This is a genomic window from Brevundimonas sp., from assembly GCF_965227765.1.
GTDB lineage: Bacteria > Pseudomonadota > Alphaproteobacteria > Caulobacterales > Caulobacteraceae > Brevundimonas.
Genome location: NZ_OZ245778.1, coordinates 1,832,138 through 1,849,358, shown reverse-complemented (window position 1 = coordinate 1,849,358; position 17,221 = coordinate 1,832,138). Strand labels below are relative to the sequence as shown.

16 protein-coding genes are annotated in these 17,221 nt (G+C 65.8%); 3 read left to right on the top strand and 13 right to left on the bottom strand.

All coding sequences use genetic code 11. From position 1 onward, the window contains the following. Window positions 1-9: 9 nt before the first annotated feature. The 7 genes from der to ACO05L_RS08855 all read right to left on the bottom strand — a co-directional run bounded on the left by der (window position 10) and on the right by ACO05L_RS08855 (window position 6,202). Entirely contained in the window at window positions 10-1,623 is a 1,614-nt protein-coding gene (gene der, locus ACO05L_RS08885; protein WP_421728821.1) for a ribosome biogenesis GTPase Der, read from the bottom strand. 32 nt (window positions 1,624-1,655) lie between these two features. Then, window positions 1,656-3,089, bottom strand: coding sequence for a PQQ-binding-like beta-propeller repeat protein (locus tag ACO05L_RS08880; protein WP_421728820.1), 1,434 nt, complete (start codon window positions 3,087-3,089; stop codon window positions 1,656-1,658). Window positions 3,090-3,133: 44 nt separating this feature from the next. Further along, window positions 3,134-3,871, bottom strand: a complete 738-nt coding sequence (locus ACO05L_RS08875; protein WP_421728819.1) for a tetratricopeptide repeat protein — start codon at window positions 3,869-3,871, stop codon at window positions 3,134-3,136. Window positions 3,872-3,980: 109 nt separating this feature from the next. Continuing rightward, a complete protein-coding gene (panB, locus tag ACO05L_RS08870) occupies window positions 3,981-4,817 on the bottom strand; it encodes a 3-methyl-2-oxobutanoate hydroxymethyltransferase (RefSeq protein ID WP_421728818.1) in 837 nt (278 codons plus the stop codon). Between the two features lies 1 nt (window position 4,818). Further along, entirely contained in the window at window positions 4,819-5,238 is a 420-nt protein-coding gene (locus ACO05L_RS08865; protein ID WP_421728817.1) for a hypothetical protein, read from the bottom strand. Continuing rightward, the gene (locus ACO05L_RS08860; protein ID WP_421728816.1) at window positions 5,228-5,785 is read right to left on the bottom strand and encodes an RNA polymerase sigma factor; all 558 of its coding nucleotides are present in this window, start codon (window positions 5,783-5,785) and stop codon (window positions 5,228-5,230) included. The genes ACO05L_RS08865 and ACO05L_RS08860 overlap by 11 nt, the downstream gene beginning before the upstream one ends. A 24-nt stretch (window positions 5,786-5,809) precedes the next feature. Then, on the bottom strand, window positions 5,810-6,202 hold the full coding sequence (locus ACO05L_RS08855) for a DUF6249 domain-containing protein (protein WP_421728815.1): 393 nt from the start codon (window positions 6,200-6,202) through the stop codon (window positions 5,810-5,812). Between the two features lie 199 nt (window positions 6,203-6,401). Here ACO05L_RS08855 and ACO05L_RS08850 point away from each other — a divergent pair, with 199 nt between their 5' ends. Further along, complete coding sequence (locus ACO05L_RS08850; protein ID WP_421728814.1) at window positions 6,402-6,641, top strand: hypothetical protein; 240 nt, start codon at window positions 6,402-6,404, stop codon at window positions 6,639-6,641. Here the strand turns inward: ACO05L_RS08850 and ACO05L_RS08845 are convergent. Both ACO05L_RS08845 and ACO05L_RS08840 read right to left on the bottom strand, forming a co-directional pair. Continuing rightward, window positions 6,638-6,985: an arsenate reductase gene (locus tag ACO05L_RS08845; RefSeq protein ID WP_421728813.1), complete on the bottom strand. Its 348-nt coding sequence runs from the start codon at window positions 6,983-6,985 to the stop codon at window positions 6,638-6,640. The genes ACO05L_RS08850 and ACO05L_RS08845 overlap by 4 nt on opposite strands. A gap of 69 nt (window positions 6,986-7,054) precedes the next feature. Beyond that, a complete protein-coding gene (locus ACO05L_RS08840; RefSeq protein WP_421728812.1) occupies window positions 7,055-8,614 on the bottom strand; it encodes a carboxylesterase/lipase family protein in 1,560 nt (519 codons plus the stop codon). A gap of 149 nt (window positions 8,615-8,763) precedes the next feature. Between ACO05L_RS08840 and ACO05L_RS08835 the strand changes: the two genes are divergently transcribed. Both ACO05L_RS08835 and ACO05L_RS08830 read left to right on the top strand, forming a co-directional pair. Then, the gene (locus ACO05L_RS08835; RefSeq protein WP_421728811.1) at window positions 8,764-10,239 is read left to right on the top strand and encodes a sensor histidine kinase; all 1,476 of its coding nucleotides are present in this window, start codon (window positions 8,764-8,766) and stop codon (window positions 10,237-10,239) included. Continuing rightward, window positions 10,236-10,604 carry a response regulator gene (locus ACO05L_RS08830; RefSeq protein WP_421728810.1) on the top strand — a complete coding sequence of 123 codons (369 nt, stop codon included), beginning with the start codon at window positions 10,236-10,238 and terminating at the stop codon, window positions 10,602-10,604. Before ACO05L_RS08835 ends, ACO05L_RS08830 begins: the two co-directional genes overlap by 4 nt. Here the strand turns inward: ACO05L_RS08830 and ACO05L_RS08825 are convergent. The 4 genes from ACO05L_RS08825 to ACO05L_RS08810 all read right to left on the bottom strand — a co-directional run bounded on the left by ACO05L_RS08825 (window position 10,594) and on the right by ACO05L_RS08810 (window position 17,110). Further along, a complete protein-coding gene (locus ACO05L_RS08825) occupies window positions 10,594-13,707 on the bottom strand; it encodes a class I SAM-dependent DNA methyltransferase (protein ID WP_421728809.1) in 3,114 nt (1,037 codons plus the stop codon). The two genes, ACO05L_RS08830 and ACO05L_RS08825, sit on opposite strands and share 11 nt — an antisense overlap. A 63-nt stretch (window positions 13,708-13,770) precedes the next feature. Further along, window positions 13,771-14,994, bottom strand: coding sequence for an imidazolonepropionase (gene hutI / locus ACO05L_RS08820; RefSeq protein WP_421728808.1), 1,224 nt, complete (start codon window positions 14,992-14,994; stop codon window positions 13,771-13,773). Then, entirely contained in the window at window positions 14,991-15,710 is a 720-nt protein-coding gene (gene hutC, locus ACO05L_RS08815) for a histidine utilization repressor (protein WP_421728807.1), read from the bottom strand. Before hutC ends, hutI begins: the two co-directional genes overlap by 4 nt. Then, window positions 15,707-17,110, bottom strand: coding sequence for a formimidoylglutamate deiminase (locus ACO05L_RS08810; protein WP_421728806.1), 1,404 nt, complete (start codon window positions 17,108-17,110; stop codon window positions 15,707-15,709). The genes hutC and ACO05L_RS08810 overlap by 4 nt, the downstream gene beginning before the upstream one ends. Between the last annotated feature and the right edge of the window lie 111 nt (window positions 17,111-17,221).

Genomic DNA, 17,221 nt, shown 5'->3' with positions numbered 1-17,221 from the left:
GGGCTGGCCCTACTTCTTGGGTGCGTGTTTCTGGCCGGTGCGGATCCGGCCCGAACGCGAGACCTGACGCGCCCCGCCGCGCGCACCCTTCTGGATGGCGACGGAAGAACCGGCCTTCTTGGACGAGCTGCTCTTCACGGCGCTGATGACGCGCGGCTTGGCGACGCGAGTCTTCTTCTGTTCCAGCGCCTTGCCGGGCAGATGGGATTCCTCTTCCGCCTTCTTGCGCACCGCGCGCGGCGCCGTCTTTGCGTCGCCCTTGTAGCGTTCGGGGCCGGACTTGGCGCCGCCCGCCGCATAGGGGTTGTCCGAGCCGCCCTTGACGGTCAGCCGGATCGGCACGCCGGGCAGGTCGAAGCTCTCGCGGATCGAGTTCATCAGATAGCGCAGATAATGGTCCGGCAGATTGCCGCCCCGGCTGGCGAACAGCACGAAGGTGGGCGGCCGGGCCTTGGTCTGGGCCATGTATTTGGTCTTGATCCGCTTGCCGTCCACGGCGGGGGGCGGATGCCTCTGGGTCGCCATGGACAGCCAGTCGTTAAGGTCCTTGGTCTTGACCTTGACCGACCAGGTGGCGTGGGCCTTCAGCACCGCCGGCATCAGCCGCTCGACGCCGCGTCCCGAATGCGATGACAGGGCGACGAACTCCGAGCCCTTCAGCTGCGGCAGCTTGGTCTCGGCCATGGTCTTCAGCTCGGCCATCTTGGCCTGGGGCTGTTCTTCCAGGTCCCATTTGGCGGCGACATAGACCAGGGCCCGGCCCTCGCGCTCGACCAGGTCGGCCAGCTGCAGGTCCTGAACGTCGAAGGCGTTGTCCTTGTCCATCACCAGGACGACGACCTCGGCGAAGGTGATGGCGCGGATGGTGTCGGCGACCGACAGCTTCTCCAGCTTCTCCTGAACCCGCGCCTTGCGACGCATGCCGGCCGTATCGACCAGGCGGATGTTCTGGCCCTCATACTCCCAGTCGACCGAGATGGAATCGCGCGTGATCCCGGCCTCGGGGCCTGTCAGCAGGCGATCCTCGCCGATCAGGCGGTTGATCAGGGTGGACTTGCCCGCGTTGGGACGGCCGATGATGGCGATGCGGATCGGCTTGTCCGGCTCGTCCACCTCTTCGATGAAGATGTCGGCGCTGGCGGTGACGATGGCGGCGTACAGGTCGGCCATGCCCTCGCCGTGCTCGGCCGAGATGGCCACGGGCTCGCCGAAGCCCAAACCGTAGGCCTCGCCGACGCCGCCGCCGCTCTCGCGGCTCTCGGACTTGTTGGCCAGCAGGATGACGGGCTTGTGCTGCTTGCGCAGGCGGTCGGCGAAGATGGTGTCCAGCGAGGTCACGCCTTCGCGGGCGTCCATCATGAACAGGATCAGGTCGCCGTCTTCCAGCGCCGCCTCGGTCTGCTCGCGCATCCGCGATTCGAGGCTGTCGTCGGTGACGTCCTCGTACCCGGCGGTGTCGATCAGCGTCAGATCCATGTCGCCGATATTGCCGTCGGCATAGCGACGGTCACGGGTCACGCCCGGGCGATCGTCGACCAGCGCGAGGCGCTTTCCGACCAACCTGTTGAACAGGGTCGACTTGCCCACGTTGGGGCGGCCGACGATGGCGACCTTTAATGCCATGTCGGCGCTTCTAACTTATTTTAGTGTGATCGTCAGCGGATGCTGACGAGTTCGCCCTTGTCCGTGAGGACATACAGGACGCCGTTGTATGCGGCGGGCGCGATATAGGCCGGAGCGCCGAGGCGGACGGTGGCCTGAAGCGCGCCGGTCTTCGGATCGAAGGCTACGGCCTCGCCGTCCGAGTTGACCAGCACCAGCCGGTTGGAGGCGAGGATCGGGCCCGACCAGACCGGACGCACCGTGTGGTCGAAGAAGCCGAACAGGCCGCCTTCCTGACGAATGCGGCCCTCATTCAGGTCGCGCGTCCAATAGACGCCGCCGGTTTCGCGATTGACGACAGTCAGTTCGCCCGACTTGGACACGACATAGACCACATCCCCGACCGGCAGAGGCGCATTCACCCCGGCGATGGGCAGGGACCATTTGGCCTGACCCGATCGGATGTCCATGGCCTGCATGACGCCCGAATGGCCGACGGCGTACACGAAGCCGCGGCTGACGACGGGGCGACCGGCGATGTCACGGATTTCGGACAGGGCGCTGGTGCGGCTGGTGCGCGACAGGACCTCGTTCCACAGCGCCTGGCCGTTGGTGGCGCGTACCGCGACCACTTCACCAGACGAAAAGGGCGCGATGACCGTGTCGCCGCTGACCGCAGGCGACGATGCCCGCATGATTCGCGCGGGCTCGGAGATGCCGCGATAGGACCAGTCCGGCTGGCCCGTCGTCGTGTTGAAGGCGATCAGTTCGTTGTCGATATCGACGACATAGACCCGCGAGCCCGAGACGGTCGGCGCGCCGTGGATGGGCGAGACAGTCTCATAGGTCCACAGAACCGCGCCAGTCGCGGCGTCCAGAGCCGTGACGTTGCGATAGCCGGAGGCGACAAACACCTTGCCGCCGCCCACGGCGACACCGCCGCCAAAGCCGCCGCCGCCGTCACGGCTTCCACCGATGCCGAAGCCCAGGATCGAACGGCCGCGCTCGACCTCTTCGCGGCGCACGTCGGCCTGCCAGACGATGGCGCCGGTCGTGGCGTCGACCGCCGTGACCTTGGATTCGCCATCCATGACGAAGACCTTGCCACCGTCGGCGACGACAGGGGCCATGACCTGACGGGTTTTGGCCGAACCAGCGCCGATGTCGCGACGCCAGCCCAGGGTGAACTCAGGCGCGGCGATGACGTGTTCGACGCTGTTCTCGGCATTGCCGCCGGCAACCGGCCAGGCGGTCGCCGACTGAGGGCCCGGCAGGAAGAAGTCACGGCCGCTGAGCGCCGCCGAGGGCGCCAGTTGCTGTTCAAACTCGAGCACCGAAATCCGCTGACCGGCGCTGGCCACCGCCGATGGGGCTTCCTTGCCGCCCAGGCCGAAGGGCAGCATCCGCCGCTGGTTGGCGCAGGACGCGACCGTGACCGCCACACCGCAGACCAGAGCGATCTTCAACACGCGATTGATGGAAGTCATGCGAGCTCCGGTCGGGAGGATGGATGCGGGCGACACGCGCGTCGTCATTGAGCGGGGGCCTGTTGCGCCGGGGCTTGCGGCGCAGCGGCGGCCGGCAGGGCCTTCTGGGCGTCGACGATGGCCTTCAGGCTTGCGGCCGCGCCGCCGTCGATGACGTCGATCGCGGCCTGGGCGCGCTGACGCACATCATCGGGCGCGTCCTGGCCCAAGGTCAGTTGCACGAACAGGTCGCGAGCCTCGCCGGTCTTGCCGTGTTGAAGCAGGGACAGGCCCAGGGCTTCCTGGGCGAAGGGACGCAAGGGACGGCCTTCCTCGGTCAGAGGCTTCAGTCGCGCCTGGATATCTTCCAGCGAGCCGTCGTTCATGATCAGGAAGGCGGCCTTCAGCCGGGCCTGATCGCCGATGATCGGATCGCCGGCGGCCTTGGCGGCCTCGTCGAACAGCTTGATCGCCTCGGGAATATTGTCCTGAGCCTCGGCCAGCGCCGCCTGCTGGGTCAGGGCCAGGGCCTTGTATGCGCCATTGCCTTCCTTGGCTGCGCGTTCGAAGGCGATCTTGGCGGCGGGGGCGTTGCCGCCCTGAAGCGCTTCCAGCCCCTGCTCATAGGACACCGACGCCTTGTCGGCGCGGCTGGTCTGATAGGACTGCCAGCCCCACCAGCTCAGCGCAGCGATCAGCGCGAGGGCCAGAATGCCGCCCACAACAGGCAGCCAGGTGCGCGCCAGGCGCTTGTACCGATCGGAGCGAAGCTCCTCCTCGACCTGCTCGAAGACATCAACCACGGAAACGTCGCCCCAAAATCGCAAATCAGCCGTTCGGCGCGGACCCTAGAGGGTCGGCCTCCGCGCCGCAACGATCCAAGATGATCGCCGCCTCAACAAGATCGAGGCGCTACGGCGTAGCCGGCTTTTTCGAGAAGTAGGTCTCGACTTCGGCAGGAAAACGGCGGGCCTTCACGTCAGCGGCGTAAGCGGCCACAGCGCGGTCGATTTCCGAGCGCTGATCGGCGTACTTCCGCACGAATTTCGGCGTCCAGTCGAACAGTCCCAACATATCCGGCGTGACCAGGATCTGGCCGTCGCACGCGGCCGATGCCCCGATGCCGATGGTCGGCACGTCCACCGCGGCGGTGATCTCGCGAGCCACACCCTCGGCCGTGCCTTCGATGACGATGGCGAAGGCTCCGGCGTCGGCGGTCGCCTCGGCCTCGGCGATGACGCGCAGGCGCTCGTCGTCGGTGCGGCCCTTGGCCTTGAACGCGCCTTCGGTCAGCACCGCCTGTGGGCGCAGACCGACGTGGCCCATGACGGGAATGCCGCGTTGAACCAGATAGGCGATGGTCTCGGGCACCGTGGGGCCGCTTTCGACCTTGATCCCCTGAGCCCCCGTCTCCTTCATGATCCGAGCGCAGTTGTCGTAGGCGACCTCTTTGGCGCCTTCATAGGAACCGAACGGCATATCGACGACGACCATGGCCTTGCTCGAGCCGCGCATGACGGCCTGACCATGCATGATCATCATCTCCATGGTCACACCAACGGTATTCGGCAGACCGTGGACGACCATGCCCACGCTGTCGCCGACCAGAAGCACGTCGCAATGCTCGTCCAACAGAGCCGCAGTCGGCGCGTCATAGGCGGTCAGACAGACCAGCGGCTCGCCGCCCTTGCGCTTGAGGATATCCGGCGCGGCCAGACGGCGCACCGCCTCCTGCTTCTGGCTGGACATGTCAGGTCTCCTGGGAAAGCTTCATTACTGCGGCGGCGGCCAGGGCGATCATCGTCCCGGCCGCCAGCCAGAATAGCTGCATTCCCTGCATCGACCCAAGCGCCCAGTTGGCCGCGCCCAGTTGATCGACGCCGTTCTGAATCACCGACTGAGCGCCGGTCGTCAGGGAAACGACGCTCTCGCCGATGGCGCGACCGGCGACGGGGCCATTTGGAGCGGCGATATCGAGCCTGAGATTCAACGACTCACGCACCGCCACGGCCCCGCCGATCAAACCCGCCAGGGACAGGGCCAGGGTGCGGACCCGCATGCCCGATTCCAGTCGGGACTCGACATTGGCCGTAAAGGCGTCGGTATCAGCCAGGACGGGCGAGCGCGCGAACATACGCTCGACAAAGGGATCGAACTCGTCAGCCGACATGGCCAGCCTTCCCATACTGTTGCGGTTCCGGCCGAAGCCGGGCGCGGAGTTTATCCAGACCACGTTTGACATGAGACTTCACCGTACCGAGCGGCAGATTCATGGCAGCCGCGATTTCGGGGTGCGAAAGGCCGGCGCCGTGACACAGGGACACGCACAGCCGCTCCGTTTCGCTCAGGGCCTTCAGGGCTTCGTCGAGATCGACTAGGCCCGGCGTATCGATCGACGGCGCCACCTCCTCGCTCTCGATTTCAGCGACATAGCGAGCATCCTTGGACTTTCGCTTCAGATACTGGCGCGCGGCGATCCTTTTGACCCAGGCGGCGAAAGTGCCTTCACCCCTGAACTCGGCAGACCGCTGGAAGGCGGTCAGAAACGCGTCTTGGGCGACGTCGTCCGCCTCGGAGGCCTGGGCCCCCATCCGACGCAGCAGGCCGCGAACGGCCGAGCTGTGTCGCCGCACCAACTCGCCGAACTCGCGACGCCCGCCCGCCGCCGCAAGGGCGGCGAGCTCGACATCGTGCAAGTCCACAAGGGCCTTGGACATGACCGTTTCCCCCTGCCCGCTCCCTCAGCCCTTGTTCTTGTTGAAGAAGCTCAGGATGACGAAGGCCAGACCGATCATGCCGGGGATGGCCGCGATGCCGATGATCGGAGCAACCGCCTTGGTCTCTTCATAGCCGCCGATGAAGTTGAAGGTCGAACCGAACAGGGCGATGCCGATGCTGACCGCCAGCAGGATGACGCCGACGCGAAGGTCGCGCGATGCGGTTGCGGGCGGCTTGATGTTGTCCTTGGACAGGGCCTCGATGACTTCAGGCGGCAGCGGCTGCCCTTTTTCGATGGCCGCACGAAGCGTCGCCTGCATCTCCTTGCGCTCGCGGCTCTTCAACATGGCCGGCACGACGACGATGGCGATGACCATGATGAATGGCGCCAGCGGGATGAGAATTCCCAGATCCATGGTGTAACCCCTTCTAGACTGTTCGGGCGGGAGCCTGATGCTCCGGCCTCATGACTACAAGAGGTGCCGGCGACGCCGAACGGATGCGACGCCCAACATGAAATGTTCGTAAGGCTGCGCTTGAGCCTCTTTTATCTGCGGTTCCTGCGACCGGGCGGACGCGCTAGGGTCATCGTCTGATCGTCTGCAGGAGCGTCGAATGTCCCAGGTCACTTATCGCATCGTCGAGCATGACGGCGGCTGGGCTTATAAACTCGGCGACAGTTTCTCCGAGACCTTTCCCAGTCACGACACGGCCCGCGCCGCCGCGCTGCGGGCTTCGCGTGAACAGAGAGCGCCAGACGAGACCGCCTTCATCGAATACGCCGACGCCTCGGGCCAATGGGTGACCGAACGCGCCGACGGCCATGACCGGCCGGAAACCTCGGTCGAAGGCTAAATCTTCGCGGCCTCATAGACCGCCGGCTTGAAGCCTACGATCCGGCGGTCGCCAAGGTCCAGCACCGGCCGCTTGATCATCGACGGCTGCATCAGCATCAGGTCGATGGCCTTGTCGCGATCAAGGTCGGTTCGGTCGGTCTCGGCCAGTTTCCTGAATGTCGTGCCCGCGCGGTTCAGGATGACCTCCCAGCCATGCTCGTCTGTCCATTGCTCCAGCCAGGCGCGCTCCACGCCTGCCTTCTTGTAGTCATGGAAGACGAAGGCGACGCCATGCGCGTCCAGCCAGTCGCGCGCCTTTTTGACGGTGTCGCAGTTGGGAATGCCGTAGAGCGTAGGGGTCATGGCGTTCGATTAGAGCGATTCCGGTGCAGGTTTGCACCCTCCGACTACCTGCGCCTTTGCGCTGAGCGATCAGCCGGCGCACTCCGGCGCGTCCGTCCTGCTCCTGGCCTGATAGGCGGAGATCAGGTCCAGTCTGTCGGCGAACGGGAGAGGACCCGCGGCCGGGCCGGTATTGTCGAAACTCATCAACTGCTCTCGTGTTGGATCAAACGAAGGCCACATTGGCCGGGCGCCCCCATTGGGGTCACCCGTCGCGGCGAAGGTGGTCCAATAGCCAGCCATGGCGTCAGCGGCGGCCTGGTCCATCGCTTCTGTCGGCCAGGACGAAGCCGTCAGATTGTCGAAGACATAGGGCCGCTCGGATGCGTGGGTGGCGCCGGCGTGCGGCTCCGGCATGGCCGACGAAACCACGTCAAACCTATAAAGATATGTGGGACTTCCCGCGCGGGCGTGAAGTCGGGCCAGGTGTCGCGCTGGTTCGACGAAGGCCAGGTCACTGGCGATCAGGGCGTCATATGCCGCCGGGCCGCCATAGGCCTGCTCGAAGGCGGCGCATTCCTGGGCCGTCATGGCGTCGTCCATCTGGCCATAGGCGCTGAGCTCGGACGCCTTGACCCACCACAACTCCGCCGAGTTGGCTCCGATGATCATGGGCACAGGCGTCTGACGCCCCGCGGCAAAAGCAGACTCGACATTCTCGCGGACGATCTGACCGTCGATGACCAGCATATCGCCTCCATAGAAGCTTGGCGTCGGCGTCAGCAGCGCCTGGGCGTCCAGCCCCCGAAGGGCCTCGGCGGACGCGTCAGGACCGAGGCCCGCTCGGACGGCGAAGGCTTGGCCGCGCGCCTGGATCGACGGCGCGCCCTGCGGTCCTGGTCGATCCAGCGGCACGCCCGGTTCTCGCCCGAAGCCAGACTGCACCACTGTCCGATGGAACAGGCCCTTCGACGCCGGAGAGACCATCAGCCGCGTCACCGCGACGCCGCCCGCGGATTCACCGAAGATCGTCACATTCCCTGGGTCGCCCCCGAACGCCGAGATATTGCCCTGCACCCACTCGAGGGCGGCGATGATGTCCATCAGCCCATAGTTGCCGCCCGCTTCTTCCGATCCTCGCTCGGCCGCCAGCGCTGGATGGTCGAAGAAGCCCAGCCGCCCCAGCCGATAGTTCAGCGTCACCACGATCACGCCCCGTCGCGCCAGGGCGGCTCCGTCGTAAAGGTCCGCTGTCCCCGATCCGTTGACGAACCCACCGCCATGGACCCAAACCATCACCGGCGCCGGCCCCTCGGACGCCATCGGCGACCAGATGTTCAGACTCAGGCAGTCCTCGCTCATCGGCAGGGGACCGACCCCGGGATCGCCCGGCGTGAGGGGCTGGATGCAGATCGGACCGACCCGCGTGGCGTCACGCACATCGGTCCAACGCGGCGCCGGGCCGGGCGGACGCCATCTCAATGGACCGACGGGCGGGGCGGCATAGGGGATGGCCTTGAACGCGGCGACGCCGTTGGTCTCGACGCCGCGCAGTTCGCCTTGATCAATACTGACCCTGGGCGACGCGTTGGGATCAGCGGGAGAGGGCATCAGGATCGAAACCATGGCGGCAAGGCTGGCGATGAACATCGGCCGAGACTAGGCAGAGGCGCCGAATTTTCCCAAGCGGCTTTAAAAAGTAACGACGCATTGAACCTTTGCGGTGACCGAGCGTTGGGGTGCGACTATCGGCGGGGTCTGCATTGAAGGAACTGGTTAAAGCGGGCGCACCGGTTGATATGGCGAGCGCGTTCGACGCCTCGCCTAACGCCTATGTGCTGGTGACTCCCGACTTCATGATCGCCGGGGTCAATCAGGCCTATCTCGACATCACCCATAGCCGTCGATCCGACATAAGGGGTCAGCCCCTGTTCGGCGCCTTCAACGCCGGTCCCGGCGATGACGCGCCGGACAATATCCGCCAGGTTCGCGCCTCGCTCCAGAAGGCCTTGGACACCAAGGCGCGCGACCATCTGGCCGTCGTGAAATACAGCATCCCGCGCCATCTGGACGACGGCAGCGTGACGTCTGAGGAGCGCTACTGGAGCGCGACCCACACGCCGATCCTCGATGACGACGGCGAGGTCATCTATATCCTGCAGCACACGTCAGACATCACCGAGTTGGAACACTTCAGGCGCCGCGATCCGGCGACCGGATCGGGCGGGGTGCTGGATACGATGCTGGGTGGCGATGTCATGCGACGCGCCAGCTTCGTTCAGAAGGACAACCAGCGGCTGGAGACCGAGCGCCGTCGGCTGATGGACATGATCATGCAGGCGCCCGGCTTCGTCGCCCTGCTCGGCGGCCCTGAACACATCTTCGAGATGCATAACGAGGCCTACAGCCAGTTGGTCGGTCACCGCAGTCTGATCGACAAGACGATTCGCGAAGCCTTGCCCGAAATCGAGGAAGGTTATTTCGACCTGTTGGACTCCGTGTTCGAGACCGGCGAGGCCTACGAAGGCCGAGCCAGCCCCATTCACCTTCAGCGGACGCCAGGCGGCGTGCCTGAAGAGGCCTTCCTCAACTTCATTTATCAGCCCGTTCGCGGCGTCGGTGGCGAGGTCGTGGGCATTTTCGTCCAAGGCTACGACGTCACCGAAAACGTCGTCGCGGCTCAGCGGCAGAAGCTGATGATCGATGAGTTGAACCACCGGGTGAAGAACACGCTGGCCACAGTCCAGTCGATCGCCATCCAGTCAGCGCGATCGCACGATGACCCGCGCACGTTCGCCAATGAGTTCCAGGCACGGCTGATGGCCCTGTCCCATACCCACGACCTGCTGACCCGCAGTCACTGGGAGGGGGCGGATTTTCGGGACGTCCTGCATCATGAGACCGAGGCGCATGATCCGCACCGCATTGTCATGAACGGCCCTTCGGTATCGCTGAACCCTGCCATGGCCTTGTCACTGGGCATGATCTTCCACGAACTGGCGACCAATGCTGCGAAATATGGGGCCCTGTCGCGGGCGGATGGCCGGATCTTCATTGACTGGACTCTGACAGAGCCCAACTCTCCCCGGCTGAACATCACCTGGAGCGAGATCGGTGGTCCAGACATCACAGCGCCGGCCCATCGCGGCTTCGGCAGCCGACTAATCGAACGCAATGTTCGCCACGATATGGCGGGCGATCTGAAACTGGGCTACCCGAGCACCGGGTTGCATGCGGAATTCGTTATACCGCTCGATCGTGGACAGACCTCATGACTGATGCGCTAACAGGCCGTAACATCCTGATCGTCGAGGATGAATCTCTAGTCGCCATGCTGCTGGAGACGATCCTCGAAGACATGGGGTGCGCCATCGTAGGCCCCATGTCCAATATCGACGACGCTCTGAAGCTGCTGGCCGACAATGTCGCTCTGGACGGGGCCCTCTTGGACGTGAATGTCGCGGGCCGTGAAGTCTTCCCGGTCGCGGTCGCTCTTCAGGCAAAAGGCATCCCGTTCGTCTTCTCGACCGGCTATGGCGAGGGCGGTTTGCCCGTCGAGTGGCGCGGCCTGCCCGTGATCCAGAAGCCGTTTACCGAAGCCGCCGTCCATGACGCCCTGGTCAAGGCTCTCACAACCTGAGCTCGGTTTCGCTGGTGCTCGGCACAAGCGATCTAAATCCAAGGCCGCGCGCGGGGCCTGAAGGACGCTGGAATTCCGGCCTGATCCACCGAATGTCGCCGTCTCTTTCGGCATTGCTGCGCTGAAGATTTAGAGCGACCAGGCGGACGATGATCTCGGCGTCATCGAGCCCCTCGGGCCAGCCGAAGGCCGCCGTCACGCGCGCGTCGATCTCGCGATGCAGATGGTCGATAACGCCCACGCAGCCCGCCTCGAACACCAGATCATCAACCGGACGCAAGCCGCCGCCTATCCGGTCGCGTGCATTGTAAAGGGCAGTCATGCTCAGTTCCGGCCGTTGATCCAGGACGCGTCGCCGCAGTTGATCCAGTTCGGCGGCCAACTCACCAATCTCCGCTCGCGTGCGCCCGTCAGGCTCTGGAAAGGGAAAGCGGTCGAAACAGGCGCCCTTGGCATAGATCGGTCTGTCCTCCAGACGCCCGCCCGCAGCGAGGGCCCACGCCTGGTGAACGCGTGATGACAAGACGCCTAGGACGTAGGGGTCGTCGGAGGCGATACAGACCAGACGATTGTCGGCCAGCACCTCGCCGGACAGGAAGGTGAACCACCGGTGCTTTCCCGTTTCGACGGTGACGATATATCGACAAAGTCCCGTCAGGGCCTTGCGCAGATCCGGCCGGGGCTCGCCGAATATCCACCAGCGCCGCCTGTAAGCCGCCCGTTCATTGCGCTCGCGAACCGGCTTCACCGTCTCTAGCAGATGCTGGTAGATGCCGGGCCAGAGCTGTCGCACGGTCGGCTCGTCATGGCCGAACAGGTCGATGATCTGCACATCGCGCGGTCGATCGGTCAGGTCACGGCCGTTGCGATAGGGTCGGAACGGCGACCCCGCGAACTCCGCATTCGACAGAGCGGCGTCAGACTGGGCCAGCCTCGCCGCCGCCTTGCTGTCGACGATGAAGCCCTCGCCCATCGGCTGGACGCCTCGCGAGGCCAGTCGGGCATTGGCCTTTAAGGGTCTGGCCGAAGACACGCACGGCCCCACGCTGAAATCCGCGGCGATCACGCCGCGTTCCTCGACGAACTCCAGGCCGCCTGCCAGCGTCATGCCCTGCCCCGGCGCCGCCAGACGCAGAAGCCGCGCCTCCCCGTTGGCACGACCCCGCTCCACCACAGTCATGGCCACCCGGACACAAGCCGCGTCACGGCCGCTGGTCCAGGGGTGATCGGGAATGACCATAGCCAGGCGGATAGGCGGGGTCGCCTCAAGATGGTGCGCCAGTACGCGGCGCGAGAAGGTCTGGGAAATGGAGCGGGTGGTGATGAAACCGAACCGGCGCAACCGGGAACGCGGTGACTTCAGGATTTCGGCGGCACGCCCCCACCAGTAGGTCGCCAGATCGGCCGAGCGGAACCTGCCCTGCCGGACAGTCCACAAAGCGTCGACGTAGTCGTCCCCCAGCAGTCGCCTTTGGTCCTTAGCCCCCATGAAGGGCGGATTGCCGACGATGAAGTCCGCGTCGGGCCATGGCGTCGGGCGAATGCCTTCGCCTGCCGTCAGAGGCCTTGCGCTCGACTTCAGCGGCAGAAGAGCGTCCGCGTGATGGATGACGGCGGCGGTGTCGCCATATTCGTGACTCCCCAATCGGATGCACCATTGCAGATGGCCGATCCGCATGACCAGGCGGGCAATCCCGACCGCCGAGGCGTCGCGGTCCAGGCCCTCGAACTGACCGGCCCCGACCAGGCCTCGCCTGTCGCCGCTCAGACGGGCGCCAAGTTCGTCCGCAAGCGAGATCACGTCGCTTTCCAGCGCCTTCATCATCTGCAGGGCGACGTAGAGGAAATTGCCCGTCCCACAGGCGGGATCCAGGACGCGGATGCGGCGCAATGCGCGGTGATAGTCTCTGACGACCCTGAGCGCCGCACGCGGGTCGCCCGCCTCGCGCAGTGTCTGCGCCTCATCCTCTGCTTTTCGCCAATCTGCTCTCAACGGCTCCATGACCGTGGCCTGAACCAGGGTTTCAACGAACAGCCGCGGCGTGAAGTGAATGCCGGAAACCGCGCGCCAACGCGGGTCCGCCGCCTGTTCCAACAGTGTTCCAAAGGCCGTGGGCTCGACGTCGGACCAGTCCCGACGCGAGACCTCGATAAGGACCGACAGTTCGGCCTCGGTGATCTGCACCGAGTGCATGACCGGAAACAGCCCACCGCCGAACGGCTCCAGCGTCTGACGAACGGCGGATGAATAGCCGCCTCGATCCATCGCACGACAGACGTCGAAGACGGCATTGTGGACCGTGTGCGCCTCGCCGCGACAGTCCTCCAAAAGGCGCCGAAATCCATGGTCGCGGATCAGGCCGATACTGTCAGCGAACATCGCGAATATGCATTGCGACAGGAAGACAAGCGCCTGCGCCGCGCGGGCCTTGGCATGGACGGCGTCCTCATCCGCGTGCCGGCTGACGACGGATTTTAGAACCCCGGCCAGCAGGCCGGCGATATCTTTCGTTGCGGCCACCGAGGCGCGTGAAGGATCCAGGCTCATCGGATCGCGCCACACGGTCGCCAGGGTTCGGCGCACCTCGGCCCGCTTGAAATCCTGCAGGGTGAAGCGGTGCTGGCCGTCCAGCCGGAAAGGGGCATACCCCTGCCCCTGACGCGAGAAGTCTGACCACAGCTCGAACCCGCCGCCGACGTCGAGGATGATCAGGAAGGGCGGGCATTCACCTATGCGGCGGGCATAGTCTTCGGCCTGCAGCTTGGCCTGCCGGATGGTCCGCTCGATCCGATAGGGAGTCGCGGGGCGCACCGGCCCCTTTGCCAACCGGGCCTCGTCCCGCGCCCAGCCCCCCAAACGGCCGCCAGAGCATTTGATCTCCATGACGAAGCAGCCGCGCTTGTAGCAGTCGATCTGTCCCGGAGGCCCCCGGCCTTCCCCAGGAACGGAGCGTTCGAACATATAGTCGGGGTCGCTGACACAGTCTTCGTTCGGCGCCGGCACGCCGATGAGCTGACAGATCTGGTTGACATAGCTCTGACCGTGCTGTCGCTCGCCCAGCCGCTTATCCGCCCACCTGTTGACGAAGACATCGGAGTCCATGGTCGCGCGCCCCCTGCGAGGGCACAACCTTATGTCACAAGGCTGGATATATACAACCTTTGGTTAACGGGCGGGCGTTCCCGCCAGATACCGTTGGTGCAGCATCGGTTTGCCCAGCCAATAACAAAGCTCAGCAGGCCGCTCGACGGACCAAACCGCCAGATCGGAAGCCATTCCGGGCGCGATCACGCCCACCTCATGCGCAAGACCCAGAGCCGTGGCGGCGTTACGCGTAACCCCAGCCAGAGCCTCTTCAGGCGTCAACCGAAACTGCACGCAGGCCAAGGTCATGGCGTTCGTCATGGAGGCTACGGGCGAGGTGCCGGGGTTGCAGTCGGTGGCCACCGCCATCGCCACCCCGTGACGACGCAGCAGATCGACCGGCGGAAGCTGGGTCTCGCGCAGCATCAGAAAGGCGCCTGGCAAAAGGACCGCGACTACGCCGGCCTGCGCCATCGCGAGGACGCCCGCATCGGTCGAATGCTCGATGTGGTCTGCCGAAAGTGCGCCGTAACGCGCCGCCAAGGCAGCGCCGCCGCCATCGGAGAGCTGATCGGCGTGCAGCTTGACCGGCAGACCCAGGGCCCGCGCCTGTTCGAACAGGCGGCTGACTTCGTCGGTCGAAAAGGCGATGGGCTCGCAATAGGCGTCGACCGCATCCACCAGCCCCTCGGCGTGGGCGGCCGGCAGGATCTGGTCGATGGCCAGATCCAGATAGGCTTCGCGCCCGGCTGCCGAGCCTCGAAACTCGGGCGGCAAGGCGTGCAGGCCCAGATAGCTGGTGCGGACCCTAACACCCGCCTCGCATCCGATCCGGCGCGCAACGCGCAGCATTCTGAGTTCGGTCTCGGCATCTAGCCCATAGCCGGACTTGATCTCGACGGTGGTGACCCCGCTGGCGACAAGGCCCGCCAGACGGCTTAAAGCTGAAGCGTAGAGACTATCCTCGTCGGCCTCGCGAGTCGCCGCCACGGTCGAGACGATCCCCCCGCCGGCCCGCGCGATCTCCTCATAGGTCGCGCCCTCCAGCCGCTGTTCGAATTCGCCTGAACGGTCGCCTCCAAAGACCAGATGGGTGTGGCAGTCGATCAGGCCGGGGGTCACCCAGCGCCCGTCCAGCCGGTCGGTCTCGACCGCCTCGACGACAGGCATTTCGCACCGAGCCCCCACCCAGGCAATCCGCCCGTCCTGCACCACGATGGCCGCATCCTCGATCGCGCCATAGGCGACGCCGCCTGCCGCCATGGTGGCGACGCGGCAGTCGGTGATCAGTCGGTCTACTCTCATCGCGGGCCGCCTCGCGCCGGAGAGAAGCGCGCGATCAGGTCGTAGCGATCACCGGGAAAGGTCTGCGAGACCCGCGTCACCCCCTGCCCGTCTCGCCACGTCCGACGATCCACGCACAGACAGGCGGCCCCGGCCTTCAGGCCCAGATGTCGGGCCTCGGCCGGAGAAGCGGCGACAGCAGAAATCCGGTGCTCGGCGTCCGTCCAGGGCGTGGCGTCCAGCAGCCAGCTTCCGGGGGGAGTTTCGGCGAAATCCATGGCGGCGGCGTCCGGCGCGGCGATCAGGGCGATCAGCCGCCGCTCAAGCGCGAAGGGGTTGCCGTCGCTGCTGTGCAGGCTTTCCAGCTCCAGGAGCCCCCCGCCCGCCGCCAGTTCGATCTCGTCCTCGGTCACCGCCGCTCGCTCCCGCCGGACCAGCAGGCGATAGCCATAGGCCTCGCCCCGCGTCGTCACTTCGGCGCGCAGATCAGGGATCGCCAGGACGGCCGCATGGGTGCGGGGCGCCGAAACGAAGGTTCCCGCCCGCCGCCGCCGCGTGACTAGGCCCCGCCCGGCCAACTCCGAAATCGCCTTGTTCACGGTCATGCGCGAACAGCCGTATTGCTCGGTCAGTTCATGCTCGAACGGGATACGAGCGCCCGGCTGCCATTCGCCGGACAGGATGCGATCTTCGAGTTCCGCATAGATGCGGCCGTGCAGGCTTCCGGTTCCGTTCATGCCGACAGTTCCAGCACCTTCGCCAGCGCCCGTCGATAGGCTTGCTCGATGCTGGCGCGGGCGACGTGTCGGCCCTCCGCCACCACCTGCCGCCCGCGCCGCCAGACAGAAGACACCGCGCCCCGATCTGCGCCGAAGATCCAGCTGTCCAGCACGGCGTCGCCAGACCGGCCGGCGAAGGCGATCCGCGTGGTATCCAGGCTGACGATGTCCGCTGTGGCTCCCAGCGCCAAACCGATCTGTGCGCTCGCGCCGCCAGCCTGCGCCCCTCCTGCCAGCGCCCGGTCGAACAGGGCCCTGCCGGTCGATCGGGTCGCATCAGCCATGACCGCTCGCCCACGCAAAGCCAGCCGCTGGCTATATTCGAGCATTCGGAGTTCCTCGGCCAAGCCGATCTGGACGTTGGAATCCGTGCCGATCCCGAACCGACCGCCCGCCCCGGCATAGGCCGCCACAGGAAAGACGCCGTCGCCCAGGTTGGCCTCGGTGATCGGACACAGGCCCACCACGGCGCCGCGCGAGACGACCTCGCGCCACTCCGGCTCGGTCACATGGGTGGCGTGGATCAGGCACCAGCGCGAGTCGACCGGCGCATTGCCCAGAAGCCATTCGACAGGCCGCGCGCCGGACCAGGCCAGGCAGTCGTCGACCTCCTTGGTCTGTTCGGCGACGTGGATATGCACCGGGCCATCCCCGGCCAGCCCCGGCATGGCGGCCAGTTCGTGCGGCGTCACGGCGCGCAGGCTATGGGGAGCCACGCCGACGACCGCATCGCCCAGACCGGCGGTCAGCCTGCGCGACGCCGCGACGAGATCGGCGAACCCGTCCAGATCGGTGATGAAGCGCCGTTGGCCCGACACAGGTTCTGAGCCGCCGAACGTCGCATGGGCGTAGAAGACGGGCAGCAGGGTCAGGCCGATGCCCGTCGCCTGCGCCGCCGCCACGATCCGTCCGGCCAGTTCCGAGGCATCGCCATAAGCGGCGCCCGACGGATCATTGTGCAGATAATGGAATTCGGCGACCCGGGTGAAGCCGCCCTCCAGCATCTCCGCGAAGGCCAGGGCGGTGATCGCCTCGATCTCGTCGGGCCCGCCCCGGTCGAGGAAGCGATACATCAGCTCGCGCCAGGTCCAGAAATTGTCGTCGGCAGACGCGGCGCCCGCTGGCCCGCGCGCCTCGGTCAGGCCCGCCATAGCGCGCTGGAAGGCGTGGCTGTGGACATTGGCCACGCCCGGCAAGGCGGTCCCGCCGCCGCCATCCGTCGCGGTCCGCTCGGTCCCGGTCTCGACCGCGACGATCCGCCCACCCGCACAGCCGATCCGCACGCCGCTGGCCCATCCCTCAGGCAGCAGCGCCTGATCGAACCACAGGGACGTGACCTCAGCGGGCTTCGGCGGCACTGGACAACTCCACTCGCTTCGGAACAATATGTCTATACATACCACGCCCGACAGCTTTGGCTATCGGGCAGGATGCGAGGCCCGACCGGCTTCTGACTCTGGCGCGGGAGA

What these genes read in the sequence shown, in the direction of transcription:
- der (WP_421728821.1), bottom strand. Translation starts at nt 1,623, where the DNA reads ATGGCATTAAAGGTCGCCATCGTCGGCCGCCCCAACGTGGGCAAGTCG.
- ACO05L_RS08880 (WP_421728820.1), bottom strand. Translation starts at nt 3,089, where the DNA reads ATGACTTCCATCAATCGCGTGTTGAAGATCGCTCTGGTCTGCGGTGTG.
- panB (WP_421728818.1), bottom strand. Translation starts at nt 4,817, where the DNA reads ATGTCCAGCCAGAAGCAGGAGGCGGTGCGCCGTCTGGCCGCGCCGGAT.
- ACO05L_RS08865 (WP_421728817.1), bottom strand. Translation starts at nt 5,238, where the DNA reads ATGTCGGCTGACGAGTTCGATCCCTTTGTCGAGCGTATGTTCGCGCGC.
- ACO05L_RS08860 (WP_421728816.1), bottom strand. Translation starts at nt 5,785, where the DNA reads ATGTCCAAGGCCCTTGTGGACTTGCACGATGTCGAGCTCGCCGCCCTT.
- ACO05L_RS08855 (WP_421728815.1), bottom strand. Translation starts at nt 6,202, where the DNA reads ATGGATCTGGGAATTCTCATCCCGCTGGCGCCATTCATCATGGTCATC.
- ACO05L_RS08850 (WP_421728814.1), top strand. Translation starts at nt 6,402, where the DNA reads ATGTCCCAGGTCACTTATCGCATCGTCGAGCATGACGGCGGCTGGGCT.
- ACO05L_RS08845 (WP_421728813.1), bottom strand. Translation starts at nt 6,985, where the DNA reads ATGACCCCTACGCTCTACGGCATTCCCAACTGCGACACCGTCAAAAAG.
- ACO05L_RS08840 (WP_421728812.1), bottom strand. Translation starts at nt 8,614, where the DNA reads ATGTTCATCGCCAGCCTTGCCGCCATGGTTTCGATCCTGATGCCCTCT.
- ACO05L_RS08835 (WP_421728811.1), top strand. Translation starts at nt 8,764, where the DNA reads ATGGCGAGCGCGTTCGACGCCTCGCCTAACGCCTATGTGCTGGTGACT.
- ACO05L_RS08830 (WP_421728810.1), top strand. Translation starts at nt 10,236, where the DNA reads ATGACTGATGCGCTAACAGGCCGTAACATCCTGATCGTCGAGGATGAA.
- ACO05L_RS08825 (WP_421728809.1), bottom strand. Translation starts at nt 13,707, where the DNA reads ATGGACTCCGATGTCTTCGTCAACAGGTGGGCGGATAAGCGGCTGGGC.
- hutI (WP_421728808.1), bottom strand. Translation starts at nt 14,994, where the DNA reads ATGAGAGTAGACCGACTGATCACCGACTGCCGCGTCGCCACCATGGCG.
- hutC (WP_421728807.1), bottom strand. Translation starts at nt 15,710, where the DNA reads ATGAACGGAACCGGAAGCCTGCACGGCCGCATCTATGCGGAACTCGAA.